The 15,993-nt window shown below is 64.7% G+C and carries 17 protein-coding genes; 9 read left to right on the forward strand and 8 right to left on the reverse strand.

Annotation, left to right across the window (positions count from 1 at the left end):
* The first annotated feature begins 179 nt into the window (after nucleotides 1–179).
* The 4 genes from rpsA to PKE80_RS06135 all read left to right on the forward strand — a co-directional run bounded on the left by rpsA (nucleotide 180) and on the right by PKE80_RS06135 (nucleotide 3,761).
* Nucleotides 180–1,892: a 30S ribosomal protein S1 gene (rpsA, locus tag PKE80_RS06120; protein WP_271181733.1), complete on the forward strand. Its 1,713-nt coding sequence runs from the start codon at nucleotides 180–182 to the stop codon at nucleotides 1,890–1,892.
* 132 nt (nucleotides 1,893–2,024) lie between these two features.
* Complete coding sequence (locus PKE80_RS06125) at nucleotides 2,025–2,426, forward strand: VOC family protein (RefSeq protein WP_271181734.1); 402 nt, start codon at nucleotides 2,025–2,027, stop codon at nucleotides 2,424–2,426.
* Nucleotides 2,427–2,457: 31 nt separating this feature from the next.
* Entirely contained in the window at nucleotides 2,458–3,219 is a 762-nt protein-coding gene (gloB, locus tag PKE80_RS06130) for a hydroxyacylglutathione hydrolase (protein WP_271181735.1), read from the forward strand.
* Nucleotides 3,220–3,221: 2 nt separating this feature from the next.
* Nucleotides 3,222–3,761, forward strand: a complete 540-nt coding sequence (locus tag PKE80_RS06135) for a nucleoside 2-deoxyribosyltransferase domain-containing protein (RefSeq protein ID WP_271181736.1) — start codon at nucleotides 3,222–3,224, stop codon at nucleotides 3,759–3,761.
* 4 nt (nucleotides 3,762–3,765) lie between these two features.
* On the opposite strand, the gene PKE80_RS06140 is transcribed toward PKE80_RS06135, so the two are convergent.
* Nucleotides 3,766–3,954, reverse strand: a complete 189-nt coding sequence (locus PKE80_RS06140; protein ID WP_008829093.1) for a hypothetical protein — start codon at nucleotides 3,952–3,954, stop codon at nucleotides 3,766–3,768.
* Between the two features lie 143 nt (nucleotides 3,955–4,097).
* Here PKE80_RS06140 and PKE80_RS06145 point away from each other — a divergent pair, with 143 nt between their 5' ends.
* On the forward strand, nucleotides 4,098–4,787 hold the full coding sequence (locus tag PKE80_RS06145; protein WP_271181737.1) for a DUF2490 domain-containing protein: 690 nt from the start codon (nucleotides 4,098–4,100) through the stop codon (nucleotides 4,785–4,787).
* A 132-nt stretch (nucleotides 4,788–4,919) separates the two neighbouring features.
* Here PKE80_RS06145 and PKE80_RS06150 read toward each other — a convergent pair whose 3' ends face one another.
* Nucleotides 4,920–6,185 (reverse strand): amidohydrolase family protein, encoded by a 1,266-nt coding sequence (locus tag PKE80_RS06150; RefSeq protein ID WP_271181738.1) that lies wholly within the window; start codon nucleotides 6,183–6,185, stop codon nucleotides 4,920–4,922.
* Nucleotides 6,186–6,376: 191 nt separating this feature from the next.
* On the opposite strand from PKE80_RS06150, the gene PKE80_RS06155 reads away from it, so the two are divergent.
* Nucleotides 6,377–7,672 carry a cytochrome P450 gene (locus PKE80_RS06155; protein WP_271181739.1) on the forward strand — a complete coding sequence of 432 codons (1,296 nt, stop codon included), beginning with the start codon at nucleotides 6,377–6,379 and terminating at the stop codon, nucleotides 7,670–7,672.
* Nucleotides 7,673–7,871: 199 nt separating this feature from the next.
* On the opposite strand, the gene PKE80_RS06160 is transcribed toward PKE80_RS06155, so the two are convergent.
* From PKE80_RS06160 to ykgO, 6 genes are all read right to left on the reverse strand, one after another.
* A complete protein-coding gene (locus PKE80_RS06160; RefSeq protein ID WP_271181740.1) occupies nucleotides 7,872–8,636 on the reverse strand; it encodes a proteasome-type protease in 765 nt (254 codons plus the stop codon).
* A 60-nt stretch (nucleotides 8,637–8,696) separates the two neighbouring features.
* On the reverse strand, nucleotides 8,697–9,560 hold the full coding sequence (locus tag PKE80_RS06165) for a transglutaminase family protein (RefSeq protein ID WP_271181741.1): 864 nt from the start codon (nucleotides 9,558–9,560) through the stop codon (nucleotides 8,697–8,699).
* A 12-nt stretch (nucleotides 9,561–9,572) separates the two neighbouring features.
* Entirely contained in the window at nucleotides 9,573–10,520 is a 948-nt protein-coding gene (locus tag PKE80_RS06170) for an alpha-E domain-containing protein (protein ID WP_271181742.1), read from the reverse strand.
* A gap of 31 nt (nucleotides 10,521–10,551) precedes the next feature.
* Nucleotides 10,552–11,988 carry a circularly permuted type 2 ATP-grasp protein gene (locus PKE80_RS06175; RefSeq protein ID WP_008829100.1) on the reverse strand — a complete coding sequence of 479 codons (1,437 nt, stop codon included), beginning with the start codon at nucleotides 11,986–11,988 and terminating at the stop codon, nucleotides 10,552–10,554.
* Nucleotides 11,989–12,108: 120 nt separating this feature from the next.
* Nucleotides 12,109–12,750 carry an HAD family hydrolase gene (locus tag PKE80_RS06180; protein ID WP_271181743.1) on the reverse strand — a complete coding sequence of 214 codons (642 nt, stop codon included), beginning with the start codon at nucleotides 12,748–12,750 and terminating at the stop codon, nucleotides 12,109–12,111.
* 85 nt (nucleotides 12,751–12,835) lie between these two features.
* A complete protein-coding gene (gene ykgO / locus PKE80_RS06185; RefSeq protein WP_003046794.1) occupies nucleotides 12,836–12,961 on the reverse strand; it encodes a type B 50S ribosomal protein L36 in 126 nt (41 codons plus the stop codon).
* A 206-nt stretch (nucleotides 12,962–13,167) separates the two neighbouring features.
* Between ykgO and PKE80_RS06190 the strand changes: the two genes are divergently transcribed.
* From PKE80_RS06190 to PKE80_RS06200, 3 genes are all read left to right on the forward strand, one after another.
* Nucleotides 13,168–13,932 (forward strand): DUF4136 domain-containing protein, encoded by a 765-nt coding sequence (locus tag PKE80_RS06190; RefSeq protein ID WP_271181744.1) that lies wholly within the window; start codon nucleotides 13,168–13,170, stop codon nucleotides 13,930–13,932.
* Nucleotides 13,933–14,053: 121 nt separating this feature from the next.
* A complete protein-coding gene (locus tag PKE80_RS06195; RefSeq protein WP_271181745.1) occupies nucleotides 14,054–14,659 on the forward strand; it encodes a DUF4136 domain-containing protein in 606 nt (201 codons plus the stop codon).
* The gene (locus tag PKE80_RS06200; protein WP_271181746.1) at nucleotides 14,656–15,798 is read left to right on the forward strand and encodes a M14 family metallopeptidase; all 1,143 of its coding nucleotides are present in this window, start codon (nucleotides 14,656–14,658) and stop codon (nucleotides 15,796–15,798) included. Before PKE80_RS06195 ends, PKE80_RS06200 begins: the two co-directional genes overlap by 4 nt.
* Nucleotides 15,799–15,993: the final 195 nt, after the last annotated feature.

The following is a 15,993-nucleotide window of genomic DNA, read 5'->3' on the forward strand; positions in this document are numbered from 1 at the left end:
CTCGCGCGTAATGGCCCCGGGTCCCGAAAGGCATCTGCCTCAGGGGCGCCGCGAACGGCATCCGGCCGCCGCGGCAGTTCGGCCCCTTTGGCCCGTTTTCCTGCATGGTGCAGGTAGCGGAGAAAAGACCGGCGGACACAACCGCCAGGCCGGAAAAATCGAACGAAGGAAATGTGTTGATGGCATCTGTTGCCAATCCGACCCGCGACGATTTCGCGAAGATGCTCGACGAGCAGCTCGGCGGCGTCGCTGACGACGGCTTCGAAGGCCGCGTCGTCAAGGGTACCGTCACCGCGATCGAGAACGACAAGGCCGTCATCGACGTGGGCCTCAAGAGCGAAGGCCGCGTGTCGCTGCGCGAATTCGCTCGTGGCGAAGACGACCACGGCCTGAAGGTCGGTGACGAAGTCGAAGTCTACGTCGACCGCGTCGAGAACGCCGACGGCGAAGCGATGCTGTCGCGCGACCGTGCACGCCGCGAAGCCGCCTGGGACAAGCTGGAAAGCGAGTTCGGCGAAGGCAAGCGCGTCGAAGGCGTGATCTTCGGCCGCGTCAAGGGCGGCTTCACCGTCGACCTCGACGGTGCCGTTGCATTCCTCCCCGGCTCGCAGGTCGACATCCGCCCCGTGCGCGACGTCACCCCGCTGATGGATGTGCCGCAGCCCTTCCAGATCCTCAAGATGGACCGTCGCCGTGGCAACATCGTCGTGTCGCGCCGCGCCGTGCTCGAAGAGACCCGCGCCGAACAGCGCAGCGAGCTGATCGACAAGCTGAGCGAAGGCCAGGTCATCGACGGCGTCGTCAAGAACATCACCGACTACGGTGCGTTCGTTGACCTCGGCGGCATCGACGGCCTGCTCCATGTCACCGACATGAGCTACAAGCGCGTCAACCACCCGAGCGAAGTGATCGCCATCGGCGACACCGTGAAGGTCCAGATCATCCGCATCAACAGCGAAACCCAGCGCATCAGCCTCGGCATGAAGCAGCTGGAAAGCGATCCGTGGGAAGGCGCTGGCGTCAAGTACCCGGTCGGCGCGAAGCTGCAGGGCACGGTCACCAACATCACCGAATACGGCGCCTTCGTGGAGCTGGAAGCCGGGATCGAGGGCCTCGTCCACGTTTCGGAAATGTCCTGGACCAAGAAGAACGTCCACCCGGGCAAGATCGTTTCGACCTCGCAGGAAGTCGAAGTGGTCGTTCTCGAAGTCGATTCGGACAAGCGCCGCATCTCGCTCGGCCTGAAGCAGGCCCAGCAGAACCCCTGGGAAGCGTTCGCAGAGCGTCACCCGGTCGGCTCGCAGGTCGAAGGCGAAGTCAAGAACGCGACCGAATTCGGTCTGTTCATCGGCCTCGACGGCGACGTGGACGGCATGGTTCACATGTCGGACATCGCATGGGGCATCTCGGGCGAAGACGCGCTGGCTCTGCACCGTAAGGGCGAGCAGGTTTCGGCCGTGGTTCTCGATGTCGACGTCGAGAAGGAGCGCATCTCGCTCGGTATGAAGCAGCTTGAGCGTGGCGCTCCGGCCGCCGGCGGCGCCTCCTCGGCTGCCGAAGGCAACCTGCGCCGCGGCCAGGTCGTCACCGTCACCGTTCTCGAAGTTCGCGACGGCGGCCTGGAAGTCCAGGCTGGCGACGATGGCGCCACCGGCTTCATCAAGCGTTCGGACCTCGGCCGCGACCGCGACGAGCAGCGCCCCGACCGCTTCCAGGTCGGCCAGAAGCTCGACGCCATGGTCACCGGTTTCGACCGTTCCAAGAAGCCGAACTTCTCGGTCAAGGCCCGCCAGCTGGCCGAAGAGAAGGAAGCAGTCGAGCAGTACGGTTCGTCGGACTCGGGCGCTTCGCTCGGCGACATCCTCGGCGAGGCTCTGAAGGCGCGTTCGTAAGAACGGTCTTCGGCTTCATCGAAGCTGAAACAGTGAAGGCCCGTCCGGAGCGATCCGGACGGGCTTTTGCTTTTGGGGAACCGCGATGCCCCGCCCGCTTTGTTCCTGCGAGCCGGGCAAGGATCGAAAACCATGCAAGCCACTCCCTTCCTCATGTTCCAGGGCGATGCGCAGGAAGCGCTGATCCTGTGGAAGCGTGCGTTTCCCGATCACATCGAGGTTGCGGAACTGGAGCGCCACTCCGGCGGCGAGGCGCAGGGCAAGCTCTCCTCCGCGCGCTTCACGCTCGGCAGCACCGAGTGGCGGGTGTTCGACAGCCCGATCCCGCACGCCTTCACCTTCACCCCCGCGACGTCGATCTTCGTTGACTGCGAGGACGAGGCGCAGCTTCGCCACGCCGCGAAAGTCCTGGGCGAAGGCGGCAAGGTGATGATGCCGCTGGACGGCTACGAGTTCGCGGCTCTGTTCACGTGGCTCAGCGATGTGCATGGCGTCAGTTGGCAGCTCTCCCTGCCCTTTCCAGAGCCCGACTGAGGACCTACATCGCTCCCGCAAGGAGAGTGACATGCTCGAAGTCCACCAGTTCCCGTGCCTGTCCGACAACTACGGCTACCTGCTGCACGATCCCGTGAGCCGGGAAACCGTCTGCATCGACACCCCTGACGCCGATGAATATCTGCGGCAGGCGGGCCGGAAGGGCTGGCAGATCACCCAGATCTGGAACACCCACTGGCACCCGGATCACGCAGGCGGCAATGCCGCGATCAAGGCGGTCACCGGCTGCCGCGTAACCGCTCCGGCCGGGGACGCGGACAAGATCGAGGCGGTCGATCGCACTGTCGGTCAGGGCGACATCGTCACCATCGGCGACCGGCAGGCTTTCGTGATCGACGTCGGCGGGCATACCAATGGCCACATCGCCTACCACTTGCCCGGATCGTGCATCGCCTTCGTCGGCGACGCCCTGTTCGCGCTCGGCTGCGGCCGGATGTTCGAAGGCAACCCCGAGCAGTTCTGGGCGTCGCTCAAGCGCCTCAAGGCCCTGCCCGGCGAGACGATGATCTACTGCGCGCACGAATATACGGCGTCGAACGCCCGCTTCGCGCTCCATGCCGATCCCGACAACGCCGACCTCCAGGCCTACGCCGAGGAAATCACCCGCCGCCGCGACAAGGGCCTGCCGACGGTGCCGACCAAGCTGGAGCGGGAACTGCGCACCAATCCCTTCCTGCGCGCCGACGACCCCGCCCTCCAGAAGCGCTGGGAACATTCCGGCGACGCGGTGGCGACGTTCGCAGCGCTGCGCAGTGCGAAGGATTCGTTCTGACCGTGCTGAAAAGCGTCGCCGCCGCGCTCATGGCCCTGCCGCTCGCTTCCTCGCCTGCTCTCGCCGCCGAAGTCATCGTATCGCCCACGCCGCTACCGCCCTCGCATGACCGGCCGCGCGTATTCCTCGGCGGCAGCATCGAGATGGGCGTCGCGCGGGACTGGCAGGCGGACCTGATCGCCGCGCTCGCCGACCAGCCCGCGATCCTCCTCAACCCGCGCCGCCCGGACTGGGACCCGGCTTGGAAGCCCGTGGCCGAGGAGCCGCACTTTCGCCAGCAGGTCGAATGGGAACTGTCCGCGCTCGACAGTGCCGACGTGATCGTCATGTACCTTGCGCCCGGCACGCAGAGCCCGATCAGCCTGCTCGAACTGGGCCTTCACGGACGCAGCGGCAGGATCGTGCTGCTGTGCCCCGACGGCTTCTGGCGCAAGGGCAACATCGACATCACCGCCGAGCGTTACGGCATCACCCGGGTCGCGGCCTTCGAGGACCTCGTCTCCGAAGTCCGCGCCCGGTTGAAGCGCTGGAAACCGGAATAGCCCTTCAGGTCTCCGGGAAGGACAGTGTCTTGTTCAGCCGCTCGATCACTTCGTCGAGCGGCTCCACCACGGTGACCGAACGCCCTTCGCCGAAACGGATGCGGGTGCCTTCGGTCACCTGGGACACGAATGTCACCTGCGAGGCGTTGATGGCGGTCGCGGTACGGTCTGCCCCGGTTAGCTTCACGAACATATGACACCTCTCCTGCTTATTATTGGAGGGTCAGACTAGTGCGGGATCGCTCATCGCGAAAGAGGGCTTCGCGACGCCGCCTCCGACATAAGACCTGACGCACCAGCAACGAATGCGACACGTTCCAGCCATATCGCCGCGCCATGAATTCGTGCCTCGCCCGCCTCGCCCTGATCGCAGCCGCCGCGCTTTGCGCACCTCTCGCGCATGCAGAGACGACGCAGGACGAGCAGGCCTGGATCAACCTGACGGCGATGGGGCCGATCTCCGGCGACGTGGTCTATTTCGCCGAGTTCCAGCCGCGCATGGGCGACGGCATCTCGCGCCTCGACGCGCTGCTGCTGCGCGGAGCGGTGGGCGTGAAGCTGTCCCGGTCGGCGACGCTCTACCAGGGCTATGCGCATGTCATCACCCCTGTCGACGGCGGCCGCGACATCAACGAGGAGCGCAGTTTTCAGCAGTTGAACCTCGCGCTCGGCAAGCCCTTCGGCGGCGAACTGTCGTCACGCACGCGGCTGGAGCAGCGCTGGCGCTCTGACGGCAGCGACGTGGGCTGGCGACTGCGCGAGATGATTCGCTATGAACATCCGCTCAAGTCGGGCAGCGATGCGGTGAACGCGCTGGTCTATGCCGAAGGTTTCGTGGCGTTCAACGACACCGACTGGGGCGCACGCAGCGGCTTCGACCAGCTGCGCAGCTTCGTCGGTGCGGAAGTGGGCCTTCCCGGCGCCTCGACGCTGGAACTGGGCTATCTGAATCAGACCATCGATCAGACCCGCGGACGCACACGAATGAACCACGTGGCGTCCGTGACGCTGTTCTACCGGCACTAAATCCTCCTTGTCGCGAAGCGATGGGGAGGTGGCAGCCCGTCACGGGCTGACGGAGGGGTTTCCCCCCTCCACCACCCGCTACGCGGGCGGGCCCCCTCCCCATTCCTGCGGAACGAGGAGGATTCACCGGCTTCAGAACGGCAGGTTGTACAAACGCACCGCGTTGTCCTGCAGCACCTTCTTGCGCGTGGCGTGGTCATAACCGCCCAGGACGTCCTTCAGGTGCTCCTGCACGCCCGGATAGAGCGAGGTCGGGTGCGGGAAATCGGTCTCGAACATGACGTTGTCGACGCCGATGATCTCCAGCAGATACTTGGGCGCGATCTTCTCGAACCAGAAGGTGCAGAAGAAGTGATCGCGGAAGTAGTCCCAGGGCTGCTTCTTGAGCACGTCGCGCTTGATCGGCAGCATTTCGCGGAACTGGTGCTCCAGCGCCTCGACCGCGAAGGGCACCCAGCCCGCGCCGCTTTCGATCAGGCCGATCTTGAGCTTGGGATGCCGGTCGAGACGACCCGAAACCATCCAGTTGCCCAGCGTTGCCGCGTTGCCGATCGAGAACATCGTCGCCACCACCGACAGCGTCTGCTCGAACTGGAAGCCTTCCCAGGTCAGGGTGTTGGGATCGATCGCCGCATTGAGGTGGAAGTTCAGCGGCATGCCGGTCGCCTCGCACATCTCGAGGAACGGCGTCCAGTAATCGTAATTGAAGCTGGGCACGCCGACGCGCTCGGGCGTGTCGGGCAGCACGAAGCCCTTGAGGCCGATGTCGTGGCAGCGCTTCGCCTCGGTTTCCAGCGCCTTCTGGTCCCAGAACGGCAGGTGCGCCATGTTGAAGATACGCTGGCCGGAAGTCTCCTGGAACTCGGCCGAGGCGTCGTTGTAGATCTGGATGACCTTGAGCGCGAGGTCGAGGTCGCCCAGGCTCATCAGCGAACCGGCCTGCGTCACGCCCGAATTCTGGAAGCAGATCTGCGCATGGACGCCCATGTCGTCCATCGCCTGCAGGCGCGCCTTGAGTTCGTGGCCGCCGGGGTGCGCCTGTTCCAGCTTCGGGAAGGCCAGCCGCCCGAGCAGCTTGTTATTGTCGGCGCGGATGACGTTGCCGCCCAGCGTGCCGAAGTCACGGTCGCCCACGAACCAGCGGTCGGTGCCATTGACCCGCTCCACGCGCGGCATCTTGTCCTTCCAGCCCGCCGGTGCGCGGCTGGTGAAGAGGTCCGGCGCCTCGGTGATGTGGGTGTCGGTATCGACGATCTTAATACCTTCGAACATCGGATCGAGACCGCCCGACTGCGAGGCATAGTCCACCTCGCGAATCACGCCGCCTTCGGTATATCCTTCCGCCGACCAGTACTTGCGGGCGTTTGCCGCCATCTCCTGCGCGTCAGACTCGGCCATCACTCAATCTCCCGAAAAACAATTGCCTCTCATTTCGCAACCGGGCCGGGTTCGCACAATCGCGCAGGGCAACGCCGGGACGATGACTGGCATTGCGAGGCGCGAGACGGCGGGATTGCGTCGCTTGTCTCGCTTGCGGCCCTCTTGTTGCGGAGCGGCCATCCCGGCATCTATTCATCCGGGAGACGAACATGCCACAATCGCGAACGCTTGACGACATCCGCGTGGACTACGAAGCGCCGGACAACGTACCGAAGGACCGCATCGTTGATCTGTCCTTCGCGAACGGCAGCGAGCCTAACGACCTCGTCGATCCCTACGAGCCCTTTGCGTGGCTCAACGGCGAGGATATTCCCCGTCTGCTCTACAATCCGCCGATGCGGCATGGCCTCGGCGCGATTTCGGGCAACCAGCGCGGCAACTGGGTGGTCTCGCACTATGCCGACATCGAGCGGGTCTATACCGACAACGACCACTTCTCGAACGCCGGGACGGCCGAGTTCCAGCGCCTGATCGGCGAGACCTTCAAGTCGATCCCTCTCGCCATCGACCCGCCGGACCACCAGAAGTACCGGCTCTATCTGATGCCGTATTTCAGCCCCGCGCGGATCACCCGCGAACTGGAACCGCGCATCCGCAAGGTCGTCGTCGAGATGATCGATGCCGTCGCCGGCAAAGGCGAAGTGGACATGGCCTGGGACTTCGGCCGGGTCTACCCGGTGCGCATCTTCATGGGCCTGATGGGCTTTCCCGAAGAGATGTTTGAGCAGTTCCTCGATTGGGAGTGGGAAATCCTGCACTCGGGCGACCTTGCCAGGATGCAGGCGGCGCTGCGCGGGGTACTGGATTTTCTGCGCGCTTTCATTGCCGAGAAGGAGCGCGAGCCGGACGACCATCTCGTCTCCGCGATCGTTCATGGCAGGATCGGCGACCGCGCCCCGACCGAGGACGAGAAGATCGGCATGGTGTGGTTCCTGTGGCTCGGCGGTCTCGATACCGTGGCCGCGACGATCGCGCAGATGTTCCGGCGCATGGCGCTGCAGCCGGAAATCCAGCGCGCGATCCGCGAACGGCCGGAACTGATCAACGGCGCGGTGGAGGAATTCCTTCGTACGCAGCCGATCCTCTCGTCCACGCGGACGGCGACGAAGGACTTCGAATGGCACGGGGTTCAGGTGCGGAAGGGCGATTCGTTCCAGTGCCTGAACCCGGCGGGGAATTTCGACCCGGCCCGCTTCGACGATCCGCGAAAGTTCGACCCCGAGCGCAAGGCCAACCGGCATTTCACATTCGTCGGCGGCGTCCACATCTGCCTCGGCGCGCACTTGGCGCGGCGCGAACTGCGGGTACTGCTGGAGGAATGGTTCAACCGTATTCCCGAATTCCGGGCGAAACCGGGGGCGGATACGACGGTGTTTCCGGGGCTGCTCTCAATCCGCAACCTGCCGCTGGTGTGGGATGCGGGTGCATGGTCGTCCCGCACTTGATCCCGGATCGCTGGCGGTCTTCAGCAGGCCCCTGCTCTGACGGTGACGCTCTTCGTCATACCGGCGAAGGCAGGCACCCATTTCTTGACAGTGCCTGTTGCCTGCCCATCAGTTAGGTCCCCGCCTTCGCGGGGATGACGGGTAAAGGATGGAACTCTGGAGGCATCCACAGCCGGCCGCCCCTGACGGTCCCGCAACGTCAGCCCTGCACTTCCTTCAGCGACGGCTCCATCCTGTAATCGGGCAGCCCGTCGAGCGCATTGCGCAGCGCCTCGCTCCAGCTCGTCGAGACGGACTGGAAATATGGATCGGAAGCATCGATCCGCCGCTCGTGACGGGGCGTGAAGTTGTCCCGCTCGATCACCAGCAGGTCGAGCGGCAGGCCGACCGAGAGGTTCGCCTTGAGGGTGGAATCGAACGACACCGTCATCAGCTTCACCGCACTCTCGAAGCTCATGTCGCGGTCGTAGCCGCGGATCAGGATCGGGCGACCGTACTTGGTCTCGCCGATCTGGAAGAACGGGGTGTCGAAGCTGGCCTCTATGAAATTGCCCTCGGGGTAGATGAGGAACAGGCGCGGCTCCATGCCCTTGATCTGGCCCGCGACGATCATCGAGGCGCTGAAGGTGCCGGCGGCCGCCTTCTGGCCGTTGTCGGTGGCGCGTTCCTCGATGATGTCCTGCAGCAGGTTGCCCACGATCGAGGCGACCTTGAACATCGTCGGTGCCTCGAGCAGCGAATTGTGCCGCTCGGAAGGGGCCTTGGTGCGCTCTTCCAGTTGACTGATGACCGCCTGCGTGGTGGCGAGGTTGCCCGCCGTCATGACCGAGATGATCCGCTCGCCGGGGATCTCCCAATGCACCATCTTGCGGAAGGTCGAGATGTTGTCGACGCCCGAATTGGTGCGCGTGTCGCTCATCAGGACGAGCCCGCGATCCAGCATCATGCCGACACAATAAGTCATGGTACTACGTCAAACCCCGTGCAAACCCGTGCCGCCCGTACCCCACCGTGCAGTGAGGGTCTAGCTGCCTTGCGTCTGCTGCTGCCCGCCTTGTGCGGACTGCTGCTGCTGCATTCCTACCCGATTCTCATCTACCGATAGATGAACGTCGAGTCGGGTTTCTCCCGCCCCCATGGCAATACCGGTGACGGGCGCGGCTTCTGAATAGTCGCAGCCCGTCGCCACGCGGATATAGCGCTCGTCCGGGCAGATCGCGTTGGAAACGTCGAAGCCCACCCAGCCGAGCCCGGGCACATGCGCCTCGGCCCAGCCGTGGCCGGCCTCCTGCTCGACGCGGTCGTCGATCCGCAGGTAACCGCCGACGTAACGCATCGGCACGTCGAGCATGCGTCCGGCGGCGATGAAGATATGCGCGTGATCCTGACACACGCCCTTCCCCGCCGCTAGCGCCTGTTCGGCAGTCGTTTGCGAATCGGTGGTGCCCGTCACGTACTCCACTTGCTCGCCGATCACGCTCGACAGGGTGTGGAGATAACCCAGGAGGTCGGAGCGATCGGCCTCGATTCCGGCGAGGAGCTGCCGCACCTTGGGACCGGGCTTCGTCAACTTCGTCGGCCGCAGGAAGCACCACAGCGGCATAAGCCCGAAGTTCTGGCCGACGACGCCGTTGTTGTCGACCGTCCGGACGGTGCCCTCGCAAGTCACCACCACCTCCGGCACGCCCGGCTCGATCGAGACGAGATCGACATGATTGTAATGCTGGTCCTCGTAGGACGCCTGAGTGGCCGCGCCCTCCAGCGTCATGCGCCAGTCGAGCACTTCCTGCCCGTGTGTCGACTTGGGCTTGAGACGCAGGCGCTGCAGCCCGTGAGTCACCTTACCGGCGAAGGCATAGCGCGTGGTGTGCTTGACGGTCAGGAGCACCCTTGTGCCCTCCTACTCGCTGAACCGATAATCGGCGGCGATAGCGCTGCTGATCTCGATGGTCTTGCCGATGAAATCCTGCAGGAATTCGTGCAGGCCGGTCTCGAAAATCTCCTCGATCGAGGTCTGATGCAGCCTGGCCCCCGCATCGCGCAGCAGTTCGTGCGCCGGAACCTCCACACCGTATTCCTTGGCGAGCCCCGCCATGTTGCTGCGGATCTTGTCATAGCAGAACACAAGGCTGCGCGGGAACTGCCCATCGAGGATCAGGAACTTCGCGATGCCGCGCGGGTCCATCGAACCGGCGTTGAGCCACGAATAGGCTCTGTTTCCGGCCACCGAGCGCAGCAGCGTGTCCCACTGCACGTTGTCGAGGCTGGAGCCCACCCACGCCGCACTCGGCAGCAGCACGTAGTACTTCACGTCGAGGATGCGCGCGGTATTGTCCGCCCGCTCGATGAAAGTGCCGATGCGCGAGAAGTTGAACACCTCGTTGCGCAGCATCGTGCCCTCGAGCGCGCCGCGCACCAACGTCCCGGTGCGGCGGATCTCGCGCAGCACTTCACCCAGACTCGTCTCGCGGACCGGCCGCGCGAGCAGTTCGCGCAAGTTCATCCAGCCTTCGTTGGTGGTCTCCCACACCGCGTTGGTCAGGCTGGTACGCACCACGCGCGCATTGGTCCGTGCGTTCTCGACCATCGCCAGTACTGAACCGGGATTGTCCTTTTCGCGCAGCAGAAAATTGAACACCTGTGGGCCGGTGAACTCGCTGTGGGTTTCACAATAGGCCTCAAGCTGGCCGGTCGTGGTGAGGACCGACTTCCACTCCTCGTCCTGCGACTGGCGACTGCCCCGCGTCAGCGCGAGGTGAAAGCCCACGTCGATCAGCCGTGCGGTATTCTCCGCGCGTTCGAGATAACGGCTCATCCAGTAGACGCCGTTCGCGCCTCGGCCCAGCATCAGTTCTTGCCCCTGCTCATATCCACCGCGCTCATTCGTCCAGCACCCAGCTGTCCTTGGTGCCGCCCCCTTGCGAGGAATTGACCACCAGCGATCCCTTCTTGAGCGCCACGCGCGTCAGCCCCCCCGGCGTGATGTCGATTCCGTCGGGCGATACGAGCACGAAAGGCCGTAAGTCCACGTGCCGGGGCGCGAGGCCCTCCTTGGTGAAGATCGGCACGGTCGAGAGCGAGAGCGTCGGCTGGGCGATATAATTGCCCGGCTTGGCGCGCAGTTTCTGCTCGAACTCCGCGATCTCCTTTTTCGAGGAAGTCGGGCCGATCAGCATTCCGTAGCCGCCCGAACCGTGCACTTCTTTGACGACGAGGTCCGCAAGGTTGTCGAGCACGTAGCCTAGCGAATCCGCCTCCGAACAGCGCCAGGTCGGCACGTTCTGGAGGATCGGCTTCTCGCCGGTGTAGAATTCGACGATCTCGGGCATGTAGCTGTAGATCGCCTTGTCGTCGGCGATGCCGGTGCCCGGAGCATTGGCGATGGTGACGCCGCCCGAACGGTAGACGTCGAAGATGCCCGCGACGCCCAGCACCGAGTTCGGATTGAAGGTCAGCGGGTCGAGGTAATCGTCGTCCACCCGGCGGTAGATCACGTCGATCGCCTTGTAACCGGTGGTCGTGCGCATGCATACACGCCCGTCCATGACGCGCAGGTCGCTGCCCTCGACCAGTTCCGCGCCCATCTGGTCGGCGAGGAACGCGTGCTCGAAATAGGCGGAATTGTAGATGCCCGGCGTCAGCACCGCCACGACCGGCCGCTTGCCGCCCTTGTAGGCCGCCGGGGCGCAGGCCCGCAGCGAACGGGCGAGGCGGCGCGGATAGTCGGAGACGGGGCGTACCGGAACTTTAGTGAACAGTTCCGGGAACATCGCCATCATCGTCTCGCGGTTCTCCAGCATATAGGAGACGCCGGAGGGCGTGCGGGCGTTGTCTTCGAGCACCATGAAGTCGTCCGGCCCGGTGCGGACGAGGTCGATGCCGACGATATGCGTGTAGACCCCGCCCGGCGGCGTGAAGCCGATCATCTGGCTGAGGAACGCCTCGTTGTTGCGCAGCGCCTCGATCGGCAGGCGGCCGGAACGGATGATCTCCTGACGGTGGTAGAGATCCTGCAGGAAGGCGTTGATCGCCCGCACCCGCTGCTCGATCCCGCGCGTCAGCTTGCGCCATTCGCGCGCGGTGATGATGCGGGGGATCATGTCGAAGGGGATCAGGCGTTCCTCGCCCGCGTCATCCCCGTAGACGTTGAAGGTGATGCCGATGCGGCGGAAGAAGCGCTCCGCCTCTGCATCCTGCCGCCTGAGCCAGGTGGTGTCCTGACCGTCGAACCATTGGCGGAATTCTTCGTATGCGGGACGTACTGAGCCGTCCGCGTTGAGCATCTCGTCGAAGTTCTTGCTGCCCGCAGTCGCCATTGTGACTCCCTGTTGACCAATTGATGCAACAGGAATCAGGACTTGCCAAGCGCTCTCGCTGCAAGTGCGAAATAAATTTAAGACGACGGTGAAAGCGGTGAAATCAGAGCGATTCGATCGTTAATGTGCAGCGGTGTCTTGCATCGCCAACAAGCCCCGCGCCGTTAGATCTGCCCGCAGCGCCTCGGCGCTGTCAAACTGATGAACCTGCCAACCCAGCTCCCGTGCCGAGGCGATGTTGGCGGCGTTGTCATCGATGAACAGCATTGCCCGCGGATCATGGCCGAAGCGCTGCGCGGCAAGGTCGAAGATGCGCGCATCGGGCTTGAGCAGTTTCTCGTCGCCCGAGACGACGATGTCTCCGAACAGGTCGAACAGCGGCTCTCCGGCGCGGTATTCATGCCAGAACGCGCTAGCGAAGTTGGTGATGGCGAAGAGCGGGACGCCGCCCGCAGCCAGTTCGCGCACGATCTCGTGGCTGCCGGGGACGTTGCCGGGGATCGTCTCGCCGAAGCGCGTGGCGTAGGCGTCGAGCAGGTCGTCGTGCCCGGGAAATTCGGCCTTGCGGGCGGCGACCATCTCGGCGAGGTCGCGGCCGCCGTCGTGCTCGACGTGCCAGTCCTGCGTGACGACGTTGGCCATGAACCAGTCGAGCCGGTCGGGCTCGACGATCAGCTTGCCGAACAGCAGGCGCATGTCCCACTCGATCAGCACCTTGCCGACGTCGAAGACGACAGCATCAATTCCACGGACAGCAGACATGACAAGACCCCCGCGATCGGCGGGGGCCTCATGCACGCGACGAAACCGTCCGCCTGTTATCGCCCGCCGAAGCGGGCGGACAGGATCAGCCCTGGCGGGCCTTGAAGCGACGGTTGGTCTTGTTGATGACGTAAGTACGGCCGCGACGACGGATCACGCGGTTGTCCCGGTGACGGTCCTTGAGCGACTTCAGGCTGTTGCGAATCTTCATGGTCTATCTCGTCCGTGTCATCGTGGCGGTTACCGACCGCCGGAAATTCGAAGTGGCGCCGTTAGTGGTAGCCCGCGACAAAGTCAAGTGTTGCGGGCCGTTGCGGGCACCGGTGCCAACGCCTATCTTCGTTCAGGCGCGGGCAAGTTGTGGCCCGCATAAGATAAAACTCGGGCGCGACGCCACCGAATTCGGACCGGAACACGATGAAATTTCTAGAAGCCTCGGGGAAAATGCTCAAAGGCGCAGGAATCGCCGCAGGGATCGCAGCCTCGTTGCTCGCTTCCTCGGCGCAAGCCCAGTACGGCCCCGGCTGGGGCGGCGGAATGGGTGGCGGCTGGGACCGGCCCGGCTGGGGCGGCTCGATGCTCGATTCGCCGCGCATGCAGACCCGGTCCAAAGATTCGCGCGAAGGTCATGTCGAAGTAAGCCGCTTCGTCTCGCCCGACGCCGCTGCGGTGGCCGAACTGGGCCATGGTCCTGTCTCGGTCGAATCGGAATCGGGTGACGGTGCCTGGGTCGAGGCCGGCGCGCGGCGCGCCTACGAGGCCGCGATCGTCGATGCTCTGGTCGGCGCCGGGTACGACACGCTCCATCCCGACACGCCGCAGCCGCAGATTACCAAGCTGCGTATCTCCCGTCAGGTGCTCACCCCGGCCGAGGAAAAGCGCAGCCCGGTCAGCGGCACCGCCGCTATGGAAGTGGGCACTTACGGGCAGGCCTATGGCCTGGGCATCAACATCGACATGACCAAGCCGCGCTCGGCCCTCGTCTCCACCCGCCTCGACGCGCAGATCGTCGATCGCGCCAGCGGCAAGGTGCTGTGGGAAGGCTACGCCACGATCGCCACCCGCGAAGGCGACGACAAGTGGCCCGACGGCATGATCGCCACCAAGCTGGCGGGCGCCCTCTTCGACAACTTCCCCAAGGCCGACGCGATCGGTCCCGACGGGGTCGGCCGCGCGGGATAAAGCGGAACTGCAACACCCCGAGGCGGGTTACATAATGTCCGCTCAGGCCGAGCTTGTCGAAGCCCCCTCGGCAGGGCACTGAGGCTGGACCATAAGGCCCCGCGAAGAGGACTTCGAAATCATGCGCACCCTGCCCGCACTGCTTGCCCTCACCGCCGCGCTGGCCCTCAACGCCTGCGTCGCGCCGGTCGGCCCGGTCGAAGTCACCCGCTTCCACGCGCCCGACATGTCGCGCCTCGGCCGCGGCACAATCCGCGTCGAGCCCGCAACCGGGCAGGCCGACAACCTCGAATTCCGCACTTATGCCGCCGCCGTGGCGCGTGAACTGACGCGCATCGGCTATACCGAACCGCTTCCCGGACAGGCAGCCAGCGCGCAAATCGCGTTGCTGACGCTGGAGCGCAACACCTACCAGCCGCAGCGCTCGAACAGCCCGGTGTCGGTCGGCGTCGGCGGCGGGACCGGCGGTTATGGCTCGGGCGTGGGCCTCGGTATCGGCTTCGATCTTTCCGGCAAGCCCAAGGAGCAGGTCGAGACACGCGTGTTCGTCTCCATCCGCGATCGCGCCGCCGCGCCCACTGCCACCGCCTTGTGGGAAGGCCGCGCCGGCTTTGTGGTACGCGGCGATTCGCCACTGGCACAGGCCCCGCTCGGCTCGGCGAAAGTTGCCGAAGCGCTGTTCAAGGGGTTTCCGGGACAGTCGGGCGAAACTATTCAGGTAAAATGACCGACATCCAGATCACCGCTTCGTTCGATTCCGGCAACATCGAAGTCCTCTCCGTCTCCGGCCCCGAGGCGAGCCTCGCGATCCGCAAGGATCACGAATCGGACTTCTTCCAGTGGTTCCACTTCCGCGTCTCCGGCGCGGCGGGCCGCGAACTGGTGCTGCGCATCAACGGCCTCAACGGCTCGGCCTATCCGATGGGCTGGCCGAACTATGACGCCGTCGTCTCCGAGGACCGCGAATACTGGAGCCGCGCGGAAAGCACGTTCGACGAAAGCCGCGACGGCGGCACCCTTACTATCCGCTACGAGCCGGTCGGCGACCTCGCATGGTTCGCCTACTTCGCGCCCTATTCGATGGAGCGTCACCACGACCTCGTCGCCGCGATTGCCGGTGCTGACGGCGTGTCGCATCGCTCGCTGGGCCTGACCCTCGACGGGCAGGCGATCGACTGCCTCGACATGGGCGACGGGCCGCTGCAAGTCTGGCTCTACGCCCGCCAGCACCCCGGCGAATCGATGGCGGAGTGGTGGATGGAAGGCGCGCTAGACCTGCTCGCCGATCCCGCCAGCTCGGTAGGCCGGGAACTGCGCAAGCGCTGCACCCTGCACGTCGTTCCCAACGCCAACCCCGATGGCTCGCGCCGGGGGCACCTGCGGACCAATGCCGTAGGCGTGAACCTCAACCGCGAGTGGGCCGAACCCACGGCCGGGAAGTCCCCCGAAGTGCTGGCGATCCGTGATGCGATGGACGCAACAGGCGTCGACTTCGCCATGGACGTCCACGGCGACGAAGCGATCCCGGCGGTATTCCTTGCAGGGTTCGAGGGCATCCCCTCGCTCAAGCAGGAGCAGCAGGCAGGCTACACCCTTTACGCGGATTTACTGGAGCGCCGCACGCCCGATTTCCAGACCAAGGTGGGCTATCCCCTCACCCGGCCGGGCAAGGGCAACCTGACAATGTCCACCAACCAGTTGGCCGAGCGCTACGGCGCCGTGTCGATGACGTTGGAAATGCCATTCAAGGACCACAACCCCGCCGCCGACAAGGCGCAGGGCTGGAGCCCGGAACGGTCGGCACAGCTGGGGCGCGACTGCATGGCCGCGCTGCTGGAATGGCTGGTGGAGCGCGAAACGGCCTGAGTGTCATTTCATTGTCCCGGACTTGCTCCGGGACCGCCCGCCGTGAACTGCCGAACTGACGGCGTATAAAGCGGGGGCTTCGACAAGCTCAGCCTGAGCGGATTTGAGAGAATATCTCGATGCCGCTCAGGCTGAGCTTGTCGAAGCCCCCGCCGATGGCAGGTACTAAAGACAGCCACTGGTCCCGGAGCAAAT

This window comes from Novosphingobium resinovorum (assembly GCF_027922145.1).
GTDB lineage: Bacteria > Pseudomonadota > Alphaproteobacteria > Sphingomonadales > Sphingomonadaceae > Novosphingobium > Novosphingobium resinovorum.

Excerpts from the sequence above, each read along its gene's own strand:
- rpsA (WP_271181733.1), top strand. The coding sequence starts at position 180 with ATGGCATCTGTTGCCAATCCGACCCGCGACGATTTCGCGAAGATGCTC.
- PKE80_RS06125 (WP_271181734.1), top strand. The coding sequence starts at position 2,025 with ATGCAAGCCACTCCCTTCCTCATGTTCCAGGGCGATGCGCAGGAAGCG.
- gloB (WP_271181735.1), top strand. The coding sequence starts at position 2,458 with ATGCTCGAAGTCCACCAGTTCCCGTGCCTGTCCGACAACTACGGCTAC.
- PKE80_RS06140 (WP_008829093.1), bottom strand. The coding sequence starts at position 3,954 with ATGTTCGTGAAGCTAACCGGGGCAGACCGTACCGCGACCGCCATCAAC.
- PKE80_RS06145 (WP_271181737.1), top strand. The coding sequence starts at position 4,098 with ATGAATTCGTGCCTCGCCCGCCTCGCCCTGATCGCAGCCGCCGCGCTT.
- PKE80_RS06150 (WP_271181738.1), bottom strand. The coding sequence starts at position 6,185 with ATGGCCGAGTCTGACGCGCAGGAGATGGCGGCAAACGCCCGCAAGTAC.
- PKE80_RS06155 (WP_271181739.1), top strand. The coding sequence starts at position 6,377 with ATGCCACAATCGCGAACGCTTGACGACATCCGCGTGGACTACGAAGCG.
- PKE80_RS06160 (WP_271181740.1), bottom strand. The coding sequence starts at position 8,636 with ATGACTTATTGTGTCGGCATGATGCTGGATCGCGGGCTCGTCCTGATG.
- PKE80_RS06170 (WP_271181742.1), bottom strand. The coding sequence starts at position 10,520 with ATGCTGGGCCGAGGCGCGAACGGCGTCTACTGGATGAGCCGTTATCTC.
- PKE80_RS06175 (WP_008829100.1), bottom strand. The coding sequence starts at position 11,988 with ATGGCGACTGCGGGCAGCAAGAACTTCGACGAGATGCTCAACGCGGAC.
- PKE80_RS06180 (WP_271181743.1), bottom strand. The coding sequence starts at position 12,750 with ATGTCTGCTGTCCGTGGAATTGATGCTGTCGTCTTCGACGTCGGCAAG.
- ykgO (WP_003046794.1), bottom strand. The coding sequence starts at position 12,961 with ATGAAGATTCGCAACAGCCTGAAGTCGCTCAAGGACCGTCACCGGGAC.
- PKE80_RS06190 (WP_271181744.1), top strand. The coding sequence starts at position 13,168 with ATGAAATTTCTAGAAGCCTCGGGGAAAATGCTCAAAGGCGCAGGAATC.
- PKE80_RS06195 (WP_271181745.1), top strand. The coding sequence starts at position 14,054 with ATGCGCACCCTGCCCGCACTGCTTGCCCTCACCGCCGCGCTGGCCCTC.
- PKE80_RS06200 (WP_271181746.1), top strand. The coding sequence starts at position 14,656 with ATGACCGACATCCAGATCACCGCTTCGTTCGATTCCGGCAACATCGAA.